The 12,447-nt window shown below is 50.5% G+C and carries 7 protein-coding genes; all 7 read left to right on the forward strand.

Annotation, left to right across the window (positions count from 1 at the left end; all coding sequences use genetic code 11):
- The first annotated feature begins 105 nt into the window (after nt 1-105).
- The 7 genes from ACUN27_RS01130 to ACUN27_RS01160 all read left to right on the forward strand — a co-directional run bounded on the left by ACUN27_RS01130 (nt 106) and on the right by ACUN27_RS01160 (nt 12,371).
- Complete coding sequence (locus ACUN27_RS01130) at nt 106-1,689, forward strand: extracellular solute-binding protein (protein WP_127453908.1); 1,584 nt, start codon at nt 106-108, stop codon at nt 1,687-1,689.
- A 92-nt stretch (nt 1,690-1,781) separates the two neighbouring features.
- The gene (locus ACUN27_RS01135; RefSeq protein WP_315954422.1) at nt 1,782-2,822 is read left to right on the forward strand and encodes a response regulator; all 1,041 of its coding nucleotides are present in this window, start codon (nt 1,782-1,784) and stop codon (nt 2,820-2,822) included.
- Nucleotides 2,819-4,666 (forward strand): cache domain-containing sensor histidine kinase, encoded by a 1,848-nt coding sequence (locus ACUN27_RS01140; protein WP_315954423.1) that lies wholly within the window; start codon nt 2,819-2,821, stop codon nt 4,664-4,666. The genes ACUN27_RS01135 and ACUN27_RS01140 overlap by 4 nt, the downstream gene beginning before the upstream one ends.
- A 580-nt stretch (nt 4,667-5,246) precedes the next feature.
- Entirely contained in the window at nt 5,247-6,014 is a 768-nt protein-coding gene (locus ACUN27_RS01145) for an SDR family NAD(P)-dependent oxidoreductase (RefSeq protein WP_315954424.1), read from the forward strand.
- Nucleotides 6,011-8,029, forward strand: coding sequence for a heparinase II/III domain-containing protein (locus tag ACUN27_RS01150; RefSeq protein ID WP_326063019.1), 2,019 nt, complete (start codon nt 6,011-6,013; stop codon nt 8,027-8,029). Before ACUN27_RS01145 ends, ACUN27_RS01150 begins: the two co-directional genes overlap by 4 nt.
- A 17-nt stretch (nt 8,030-8,046) precedes the next feature.
- The gene (locus ACUN27_RS01155; RefSeq protein ID WP_445560585.1) at nt 8,047-10,350 is read left to right on the forward strand and encodes a DUF4962 domain-containing protein; all 2,304 of its coding nucleotides are present in this window, start codon (nt 8,047-8,049) and stop codon (nt 10,348-10,350) included.
- Nucleotides 10,351-11,024: 674 nt separating this feature from the next.
- On the forward strand, nt 11,025-12,371 hold the full coding sequence (locus ACUN27_RS01160; protein ID WP_315954426.1) for an extracellular solute-binding protein: 1,347 nt from the start codon (nt 11,025-11,027) through the stop codon (nt 12,369-12,371).
- Nucleotides 12,372-12,447: the final 76 nt, after the last annotated feature.

Here is a 12,447-nt window from a genome sequence, read left to right on the forward strand (position 1 = left end):
AAGACAATTCGAACTAAAGACAACCCATATCGACAAATTGTAAACGCTTTTACAATGAGTGTGTGTATTAGGTCATATTTTAGCGAAATGAAAAGAGGGGTAGAAATGAAAAAATGGATTCCCACGACGATGGCCGCAGTTCTCTTGGCCACTACGATGGCAGCTTGCTCTTCCAAGCCAGCAGAACAACCGGCAACCAGTGCAGCAGCTAACGGGGCTAGCGCAAAGCCGGCGGAAAAAACGAAGTTCTCCATCTCCTTGCGTACACTGGCATTCGGACACGTGGAGAAGTCACCTGATATCAACCAAGACAAATGGGTAAAGAAACTCGAAGAACTAACAAACTCCGATTTGAATATCGTGCTTGTTCCGCACAAAGAATATGAACAAAAAATGATCCAAATGTTTGCAACCAACGACATTCCTGATGTTGTTCAAGGAAGCGGCGGTGTAAACGGGAAAGAAATGGCGGGCTCCGTCAAAGCAGGCGTATTCATGCCGCTGGACGATTTGCTGAAGCAGTACGGCCCGAACTTGCTGAAAAAAGTGCCGAAAGACGCTTGGGATAACGTAACGTACAACGGTAAAATCTATGCGATTCCAGAGTATTTGTCGAACCCTTCCCGCCGCGCGATCTTCGTTCGTAAGGACTTGCTGGATAAAGCCGGTCTAGGCGTGCCGAAAACGGTCGATGAGTACATGGCTGTACTTCGCAAGTTCAAAGAAATGGGCGTTGAGAACCCTTACATGGGCCGCGAGAACTTTAAATATGCGGATTCCTTCTTCGGAGCCTATGACGTCTATCCATATCTCTCCATGTTTGAGAAGTCCGGCGATCAAATTTTGCCGAAGTTTTTCGACACAGAGAATATGACCAAAGCGCTTCAAACGTACAAAACGATGTTTGACGAAGGATTGATCAACAAAGAATTCGCTACGATCAATGCAACGGTATTCAAAAACACGATCCTTGCCGGTAAAGCAGGTATGTGGTCCATGAACGCCAATGAAATGCTGCAATGGGAAACACAGTTGAAAACGACGGTGCCAACGGGCGATATCGAAATCATCGCATCTCCGACAGGACCGGACGGTAAAGGCGGTCACTACTTGTACGGACCTGCGCCGCGTGCTTACTTCATCAACAAAAATGTGAAAAATGCTGCGCAAATCATCAAATTCTACGATTGGATGATGTCTGACGAAGCTGAGAAATTCTTCACATTCGGTATCGAAGGCGACACGTACAAAACGGTAGACGGCAAAATCGACTACAAATCGCCGACAGATTCTGCTGGTGTAGATGAAGAGCGTTACCGCCAATCCTTCTTGTGGTTGGTTCAAGATACAACTTATAATAAAGGCACACTTAGTATGACAGAAGATGGCAAGAAATTAATGAACGTGTACGATACGACTTTGAAAAATGAAGGACGCGACGGTATCAACTTCGAGCCGCGCTTGGAGTCCTTAATGAAAAATCCTGACATTTCACCGCTGTCCGATCAAGCGCCTCCTGTTATTCTTTCCCACATGGTCAAAATGGTGTACGGCAAAGAGCCGATCTCCGATTGGCCGAAAGTATTGGAAGAGTGGAAGTCCAAAGGCGGCAACGAAGTGATCAAGGAAGCTACAGAGAAATTCAATAGCAAAGATTCCGGTACGACTGTGTCGATGCCGCGTAAATAAGCTCAAGCAATTGAGCATGACCGACTCCTCACGAGCACACCAGCGCGTGGGGAGCGGGCATTTCAGAAGGGTAAGAAGGGAGCTGCCGCCTCATGTACCGCATCCTCATTGTCGATGACGAACCGATGATACGCAAAGGATTACAAAAGCTAGTCGAACAGTCGGAGCTGCCGATCGAAAGCCTGCGAACGGCTGAGAATGGTGTTGTCGCTTTACAGCGGATTCAAGAGGATCGACCTGACTTCCTGTTTACCGATATTCGCATGCCCAAAATGGACGGTTTGGAGCTGTGTGCCCGCGTTGCCGAAATGGATGCGGACATCCAGGTTGTCGTTATTTCCGGGTATAGCGATTTTGAATATGCCCAGAAATGTGTTTCTTATGGCGTCAAAGAGTATTTGCTGAAGCCGGTGAATATCAAAGGGTTTCAGAACGTGTTGGAGAAGCTGATCCGCACCAAGTCCAAAGTAAGCTCCGAATCTTTCGTTGCCGTAACGAAGCTGGAACAATGGGCAAGCCGCATGGAGCATGCGGTCTGGATGCTGCATCAGGCGGAATTAGACAGCTTGCTCGAAGAAATTTATACAGAGCTCAAAGATTATAAGTTGAAGCTGAACCGGCTTCTCGATATTTTGGAGGAAATTCATACCCTGCTGCACCAACGTTTGAATGTGCGTGATGTTTATCTCATGCAAGGCGAGCTTGCCTTAACTGGAGCTGTCAGCGAAGAGGAAGCTTGGCTACGATTCACCGGGGCAGTCTACGGCCACTTGGATGAGCTGAGAAATAAGCGGAAAGGGAAGCTGAAAGACCCTGTGGAGGTAGCGAAGCAATACATTGAGACGCACCTCGCAGAGGAAGTTTCCTTAGAGGAAGTAGCTGAATTTATCGGACTCAACCCGTCGTATTTTAGCCAATTATTCAAGCAAAGCACATCGGAGACGTTCGTTCAGTACCGCACACGCAGGCGCATGGAAAAAGCGAAAAAGCTGCTGGAGCAGCCGCAATGGCGCATCACGGATATTTCGGGGGAAGTTGGATACGCTGACCACCCGCATTTTACAAAAACGTTCAAGAAGTATGAAGGCTGCCTTCCATCCGAGTATCGCCAGCAGATGGGGATTCGTACATGAGAGGCAAGACGCTGTCACGGCAAATTTTTTCCAACTTTCTTATTGTCATTGTGCTCTCCCTCGTATCGGTTGGAGCTTTCTCCTATGTGCAGTCTTCCAGAGCGCTCGATGGCCAGGTGAAGCAGTACATGGAGCAAATGATCGACAGTGCCAACTATCAGACGGATAGCTATTTGCAGGCCTATGAACTTTTGAGTAACGCATTTTCCTCCAATTCGGATGTGCGCGCATTTATGGAAATCAAACCGGATGATTCGTACGAGTACTATGTTTACAGCGAAAAAATCAAGGAATTTGCACGTATTTCGGTGATTTCCGTTGTGACGTTATATAAACAGTTGAACATGATCTATGCGGTTGGTCAGCATGGGCGATCCGTCATCTATGAAAATCAGAATTTGCTGAACTTCGATCCCGTACTGGTGAAAGAAAAATATGATTATTTGATGAAAATGACGCCGGTTGACGGCAAAATCTCGCTGCTGAATATGAGCATTCGCGAGGTGGATCAGGGCTCTGTTGTGACGATGGCACGTAAAGTAAGAGGACCTTCTTACGGGGATGCCAATCGCGGAGTCGTCGCCATCGAGATCAAACTGGATGAGCTGGCGAAGACGTGGGATCGGGTGAGTCTGGGGAAAAAAGGGTTCTTTTTCATCGTAGACGATGCCGGGAACTACATCTACCCTCGTTCCATGAGCGAGCGCAAGCCGCAGGACGATTTGGCTTCGCATGTGCTGGCAAGCGGCAACCAGACCTTCATTTACAAGTATGACGGTGAGGAGCGCATGTTTGTATCGCGCAAATCCGGTTACTCCGATTGGAATCTGGTTGCTTCCATGCCGGTTGACGAGCTGAGGCGTCCAGCGAATACGATTCGAACGACAACGATCAGTGTGGGATTGATTACACTCGCCATTGCGTTATGGCTGGCCTCCCGTTTCGGACGTTCGATTATTGCGCCGATCCGATGGTTGAAAGACAGTATGAGAGAAACGGAAAAGGGAAATTGGCAGTACATCGATGAATCGGGCCGTACGGACGAGATCGGCGGACTTATTCATAGCTACAACCTGATGGTGACGCGCCTTTCCGATATGATTGAACGGGTCTACGAGGCGGAGCTGGAACAGCAGAAAAATGCCCTGGAGTTAGGGGAGACGAAGCTGGAACGCCAGCGGGCGGAATACCAGTCGCTGCAGCTGCAAATTAATCCTCACTTTTTATATAACACGCTAGAAACGATTAACTGTTATGCCATCGTTCAGGACTCGACGGAAATCACCGAAATGGTGGAAGCTATGGCGTTCATGCTCCGTTATTCCGTTCAGACCAACCTGGAAGAGATTACAGTAGCCAATGAGTTGAACCATGTTCGCAACTACATGATTGTTTTGCAGCATCGGACTGGCAAAGAGTTTGAAATTGACGTGGCGATCCCGCCATATCTGCTGCTGGAGAAAATGGTTCGGCTGACGCTGCAACCGTTGATTGAAAATATTTTTCAACATGCTTTTCCGGACGGTGTGGAGCCGCATCACTTTATCCGTATCAATGCCAAGAAGGAAAACGGCTTGTTCCAGGTTTTTGTGGAAGACAACGGCATCGGTATGAAGCCGGAGCGGCTTGAGGAACTGCGAAAGAAACTGGAGCAGAACCGATTGGCGGAGCCGGAAGAGAACGGCTCGCCCCGCCGAGGCGGCATTGGCCTCATGAACGTGCATCGGCGCATACAGATGGTGTTCGGTGAGGCTTACGGGCTGTCGATCGACAGTGAGTGGGGACGCGGCTCGTGCCTGACGATGACGATGCCGGAGACGGCGCGGCCGAAGATGCGGAGCTGATGGAAGCGGGCCAATCCCGCCACGTCGCCACGCCTCTGACCATCTACGGGCAAGATGAGAGGGTGAAGCTGGGCTGGCGGGCCAGAGGAGGAACGCCTGGGGAACGCTGGAGTCACGTTGAGGTACTGCTGAGGCACATCTGAGAGCACTTGAGGCAACACGATGAACTTTCTTCGTGACGATGGCGAGAAGTCAGAGAAATAAGCAGGTGCGGAAGGGTTGCTAATGCCGCTACGCCACGGACCCCCGCCTCTGGCCTTCTACGCTAACGGACGCAGATGACCTTAATCGGGTCAAAAGTCTATCGCCAACTATTTTAACTGACACAGTAGTCCTTATTGGCTGGATATGATGGCATTTCTATGCTCTGAAGTGGGAATAGAGTCTCTCATGTCCGTTAGCCTTGAATAAGGAAGCAAATAGACTCATATAACGTTCCTTGAGTCCGTTACACTCATCGAGACGGCTAGTCGCCAAGGCGAACGCTGAAAATTTTCGTTGGTAAACGGGGAATAGAAGTCGCTAGAGGCTCTTATTTCCCATTCATATATATCTTAAACAAAACATGGGAGGAATTCATATGAACATCAACTTAACGGGGAAAATTGCACTGGTAACAGGATCAAACGCGGGGATCGGACGCGCCATCGCACTGGCTTTGGCTAGCAATGGAGCAAAAGTTGGCGTGAACTGCCTGAACAACGTAGCACAAGGGCAAGAAGTTGTCGCAGCGATTCAAGCGGCGGGCGGAGAAGCTGTGTTAGTGCAAGCCGATGTGACGAATATCGAGCAGATCGATAGACTCGTAAGTGAAGTGGAGCAAGCGCTAGGTGGCACCATTGATATTTTAGTCAACAATGCAGGCCATTTGGTACAGCGTGTGCCGAATTCCGAAATGTTTGAAGAGATGTACGACCGCATTATGGACGTTAACTTGAAAAGCACCGTGTTCATGTGCAAAAGAGTGCTTGCCGGCATGAAAGCGAAAGGCTACGGCCGTATCGTCAACATGACATCTGTGGCTGCGCATAACGGCGGCGGACCGGGTTCGAGCATATATGCAGCAAGCAAGGCAGCCGTACTTACGTACTCTAAAGGCTTGGCGAAAGAAGTCGCAGCAAGCGGCATTACCGTGAATAACGTATCCCCAGGCTTTATCGGGAACACGATGTTCCACGCAACATTTACAACGGATGCAGCTCGTACAGCGACCATTAACGGCATTCCGCTTGGACGTGAAGGAGCACCTGATGATGTAGCTGGCGCAGTGCTTTACCTTGCTTCCGATTTGGCTTCTTATGTAACAGGCGAAACAATCGAAATCAACGGCGGGATGATGATGCGATGAGTACCGCGCTAAGATCGGACCGTATAGCCCATATCTTAAAAGAGGAAATCGACAAGCTGCAGCAGGCCGGCAGCCTGTCGATTCCGAAAGAACCTGGTGGCTGGTGGCACCAGTATGTTTGCCCACATCATCACACCGAACTGGTGTTCGATGACGGGCAAGTGGACGCAACCGATTTCGCGTGCCCGCACGGCTGCAGCATTGAAGGCGAAGCCTACCGCGGCGCTTGGCTCGTCTTTAAACATCAGTTGCTGGCACGCGTTGCGTTGCAGGCAGCGGCTGTCTATGCAGCGCTTGGCGAGGTTTCCTATGCCCGGCTTAGCAAAAGACTGCTCGTCGAATACGCCGAGCAGTTCCCGCTCTACCCCGTGCATCCGGAAGCACAAAGCTGGATGCTGAAAGGGCGCGCGTTCCATCAAGCGCTCACGGAGGCTATCTGGTCCACAACCCTGATTCGCGCTTACCTGTTATTGCGCGATAAAGGCGTTGTGTTCGACGGGAAGGAGCAGGCGGCTATCGACGTCTTCTTGGGATTGCTTGCCGGGAGTATGGAAGAATACCGGCACATTCTTATTCATGAGCGGAACAATGCGGAGAACAATTACACCGCTTGGCTGAACGCGTCATTGTCTTGCGTCTACGCCGCGCGTGGCGAACAAGCGGCGCTGGAGGCGCTGATTGAAGGGCAAGGCGGCTTCAAGCATCATCTCTCGATCGGCGTGAAACCCGATCAGTTCGAATTCGAAGGAAGCACGTATTACCACGTATTCGTGCTTCGGGCGTACTTGATCGCTGCGGAGATGGCACAGCGCTTCGGCATTGACCTCTACGCCGTCACAGGCGCAGAGGGCCAATCCATGCGCGGCATGCTGGAGGCGCTCGCCGAGCTGGCCGACGACCAGGGCGCGCTGCCTGCCCTGCATGACGGGCCGCTCGCGCGTGCTCCCTATGCCCGTGAGATCGCTGAGATCGCGGAGCAGGGGCTCGCGATCTACGGCATTGCCGGCCTCGCGCCAGTATTGCGCGAAGCGTACCGCCAGCTGGGCGCTGCCGGCGGCGAGCAGCTCGAGGCGCTGCTCTATGGCACAGACGAGCGCCCGCAGGCTCCTGCGGCTCCGCGGGCTTCAAGACTCTGGCCGGATGCCGGATTCGTCATCGGCCGTGTGGCGGGGAACCCGCTGTCGTTCCTCGCCGATTTTGGCGAGCATGGTGGTTCCCATGGTCACTACGACAAGCTGCATCTGACGTTGATGCACCCTGCGCAAACGCTTACTCCCGATTTTGGCATGGTGCCTTACGGCTCGCATATGCGGAAATCGTGGTTTGCCGAAACGTCCAGCCACAACACGGTGTCGCTGGACGGCATGTCCCAAGCGCCGCATGAAGGGCGCTGCGTACGCTATGAGGCGGCTAATGACGGGAAGTCCGTCTACGCTTGGCTGCAATCCACCGGAGCCTACGAAGGCTGCACGATGAATCGCCACCTGCTGCTCACGGACGAATGGCTGCTGGATTGGTTCCAGGTTGAGCTTGCCGAAGGGGCGCGAAGCATAGAATGGTGGATGCATCCTGCCTTTCAGCCTCTAACAGGAACGCTTGAAGAACGGGACGAGGTGTACACACTTCGGATTCAAGAGAAAGATGGTTCCTCTTCAGCAATAGCTGAACAGAAGCTGCCGATCATTGGCGGGCTGGTGCCGGATGCAGGCCAACTGCAGTTGTCTTATGTACTTGGTGAGAACACCACCGTGTTCCACACGGCACTAACAGAGCAAGGCGATGATGTACTGGCCGTGAATACGCCAGGAGATTCTATCGACCCGAGTCAAGCTTTGACAGCCGTCCTGCACCGTCGTAATGACCGTAGAGCTGATTTCATCCACGTGTATCGGGCAGATAGCAGCGCCTCAATTACCCGTGTTTCCGCGCAGGAAATTAAGATTACCGTACCTGCTCAACCGGAAAGCGCATCACGCATTCAACTTACGGAAGATAAAGGTTTGATTTTCATATAGAAGAAGGGAGCATCGTGATGACAACCCTGTCGCCATTATACGAACCGCAGAGCGGCGTATTAACCGTACAATACGAACCGAATGAGCAAACTAAACTGTTGGAGAACCCGCCACGCTTCACGTGGATTCCGGCCCAACTGGAGAATGACCGTTACGTGCTGCAAATTTCGCAGTCGGACGTATTTTCCGAGGCTGACACGCAAACGATCAAGCCGATTCCCTATAATTTATATACACCGGATGATGCCTTTGAAGCAGGAACTTACTACTGGCGCTACGCACTCCTTCAAGAGAACGGCGAGCAGACGGCTTGGAGTAAAGTCAGAAGTTTTGAGGTAGGAGCTGACTTACCGGAAACTCCGCTGCCTAGTCGGGAACGCCGTTATGCCGAAGCCTCATTGCAGCACCCTCGGCTGTGGCTCCAGTCCGCTGAGGTTGAAGCTTTCCGAGGCGAGCTGGAGGCTGATCCGACTTACTGCGGGTTCGATGTTTTTTATGAAAAGTCTGTTAAACCGTGGATGGATCGCGAATTTATCGCTGAGCCGCAGCCATATCCGGGCAACAAACGTGTTGCCAAGCTGTGGCGTCAAATGTACATGGACACGCAAGAAGTCTTGTATGCGATCCGTCACTTGGCGGTAGCTGGAACGATTTTGGCTGACGAAGAGATGCTGGACCGCGCCAAAACGTGGCTGCTGCACGTCTGCAACTGGGATGTCAACGGCACAACAAGCCGCGATTACAACGATGAGGCCTCTTTCCGAATGACTGGAGCGATTGCATGGGGCTACGACTGGCTGCATGGGCGGTTAACGGAGCTTGAGCGGAAGCTCGTGCGAGAGGTTTTGCTTGCACGTGCCCGGCAGATTGCTACGCATGTGATAGATCACTCCAAAATTCATCACGTGCCATTTGACAGCCACGCCGTTCGTTCGCTTTCCAGTGTGCTGGTCCCGAGCTGCATTGCCTTGTTAGAGGAAGAGCCGGAAGCACGCGAATGGCTGGATTATACCCTTGAATACTATGCATGCATCTATTCCCCTTGGGGCGGGCCGGATGGAGGCTGGGCGGAAGGTCCGATGTATTGGACGACCGGGATGGCTTTTGTTACGGAAGCGATGAACTTGCTGAAAAAATATACGGGCATTAACTTCTATAAACGGCCATTTTTTACGAAAACGGGTGATTTCCCGCTGTACGCTTTCAGCCCGGATACGCTTCGCGCAAGCTTTGGCGATCAATCCACATTGGGAGATCCTGTAAGCCTGAAGACAGGCTTCAACATCCGCCAATTCGCCGGTGTTACGGGGAACGGCCTGTATCAGTGGTATTTTGAGCGGGTACGTGAGACAGATACCGATTCTGAAATGAAGTTTTACAATTACGGCTGGTGGGACTTCCGCTTTGACGAAATGGTTTTCCGTCACGACTATCCGCAAGTGGATGCTATTGTGCCAACGGATGCGAATATCGAGCAGGTAAAATGGTTCCGCGACATCGGTTGGGTCGCATTCCACTCGAATATGGCTGATCCTGAGCGCCACATTATGCTGCTTACGAAGAGCAGCAAATATGGCTCAGTCAGCCATAGCCATGGGGACCAAAACGGGTTCCTGCTGCACGCATATGGTGAACCGCTTGCGATTGAGAGCGGCTACTACGTGGCGTTCAGCTCCACGATGCACATGAACTGGCGCAGACAGACGCGTTCGACGAATAATATTTTGATTGACGGCCTTGGTCAATACGCGGAGAAGAACAAAGTACTGAACATGGCGGCGAACGGATTCGTTGAAGTGGCTGAGCAGCGCAAAGGCTATGGCTACTCCCGCAGCAATGCCACAGCAGCGTATAAGGAGTACGTTCCTTATCTGGAACGGTACGTACGCGAGCTGTACTTCTTTGGGACGTATGTTGTCGTCGTGGATCACATCGATCTGGCACAGACGGGCACCGTGGATTGGCTGTTCCAGACGCTGTACGAAATGAAGCTGAACGGACAGACCTTCAAAGTCCAAGGCCGCAAAGCCGATATGGACGGTCGCTTCGTCTATTGCTCTTCCGGCGAACTGGAGCTTACACAGCATGAGGGCTTCGCGGATGTGGACTTGAGCGAGATCGAAGGCTTGCCGCTGCACTGGCATCTTAAGGCGACGACGAAGCCGGCGCGCAGCCACCGGATCGCTACGCTCCTTGTGCCGATTAAGCATAGCGAGCCGAAGTATGTGTCCTATTTCATGGACGATCAAGGGTTCGATACGCATATTTACTTTACGGAAGATGGCGTCACTCATCGTGTTGAGGTACCTAAGGCTTATTAGTCTATTCATTAGAACGACTCTCCTTTGCCAGCTTGGCGGGAGGGTCGTTTTTTATTTTCACGGCATGCGCTGTGTTGAGTTGTTAGATAATAGTGGTGAAATCTACCGTTATTTGAGCGTTACTGAGGCGTGAATATGGATTAACTGGAAAAACTCCAACTAAACTGCTGGGTTTCTATGCTTAACAGGGCTAGTACATGAATTTAAAGTGAGAAACTCCATTTATTTAAGATAAAACCTCGAAGCTAGCTGGATTAGCGGCAGTTTTTACAGTTAGTTGCTCGTGCAAGCCCCCCAAAAATTGCGATATCAAACCATATCTTACCGCCTCTGTACGTCACTACAATCAACAATACGGGGTATCCTACTGAATATCGGGGCGATGGCAAGCCTTGCTCAACGTTCAAAGCTCTTCATGCCTTAACAGTACTTTCACGCTCTTTGACAGTCACATTTTCAACGCTTTCCAACGCATTTTCAATAGCTTCTCTAGCTCGACTCAAGGCTCTTCAAACCCTATCGCCGGTCTTTCCCAAGCCCTTGAAAGGATACATTCAGGTACATAAACCTATAAAAAGTAAACATGAATCCTAAAGTTCACACATTGTAAGGGTTGCCAATTTCGAGCGATAATAGGGTCATCAAGTTCACCAAACAAACGAGGGGGATTCACATTGATTAAAAAATATAAAGGTCTTCAATTAACAGCAGCAGGCTTACTGGCTATCTCCTTAACAGCATGTGGTGCAGGCGGCAGCACAACAACACCGGCACCGGGCGCAAGCGCATCAGCAGCTCCAAGCGGTGGAAACACAACGAAAGAAAACGTAACGATTACGTTCCAAAACATATATCCCGATCCAACAGATCCGAAAAACGGTATGTTGAAAAAGATCGTGAACGACTACCAAACGAAAAACCCGAACATCAAAATCGAACTTGATTCCCTGAACACGGATCAACAAAAGCTGAAGCTTAAAACACAAGCAGCTTCCAAAGAAGTTCCGGATATCACGATCGTGAATCCATCCGCTCAAATGAAACCTTTCGTAGACGCAGGATTGTTCGCGCCGCTTAACGACATGGTTGAGCAAAACGGCCTGAAAGGCACGTTCCAAGAAGGCATTTTGAACTGGTACACATTCAACAACAACATCTATGCATTGCCTGATGGTAACAACATCGGTCTCGTTTACTACAACAAAGACTTGTTCAAACAAGCCGGCGTAGAAGTACCGAAGACATTCGAAGATATGGTCGCAGCTGTAAAAACACTGAAAGGCAAAGGCATTCAGCCAATGGCGATCGGTGAAAAAGATTCCTGGACCGGTTCCTTCTTGTTCATGAACGTGCTGCTTCGCACAAATGGCGGCCCTGGCTTCCTGCAAGCTGTTGTTGATGGCAAGAAAACATTCGCAGACCCAGCATTCACGGATGCTGTAAGCAGCTTCCAAGACTTGATTCAAGCTGGCGCATTCCAAGAAGGCGCAACTTCCTTTGACTACAACGCAGGTGAAAACTTGTTCAAAACAGGTAAAGCCGCTATGTACTACATGGGTTCATGGGCAACAGGCGGTATCGAGACTTCTTCCGTTAACGGTAAAGTCGGCGTATTCAAATTCCCAACGGTTAAAGGCAAAGGTAACCCTGATGAGTTCATGCTTGCACCAGGAAGCGCGTTCGCAATCTCTGCAAACAGCAAACACTTGAAAGAAACCAAAGATTTCTTGAACTACTTCATGTTGAACTTCCCGAAAGAAGCATTCGCGGTTAAAGGCGCAGTAGGTATCGCTCAAAAAGTGGACGGTGACTTCAAAGCAGCTGGATACTCCGATATGGCGATGGAAGTACTGGATATGTTCAAACAAGTTAAAGGCGGCGACCTTGCGTTCGATAACACAATGAACCCAGGAACAGCACAAGGCCACTTAGCAAGCATCCAAAACCTCTTCGTTCAGAAGAAAGATCCTGCTGAAGTTGGCAAAGAGCACCAAACAGCTTACGATACGAACAAAAAGTAAATAAATAATCATTTAGCAGCCAAATCGGAATTTATCCTTAGCGCCGCAAGGGTGTAGAGGGTGAATTCCGATTGGT

This window comes from Paenibacillus sp. WC2504 (assembly GCF_052682475.1).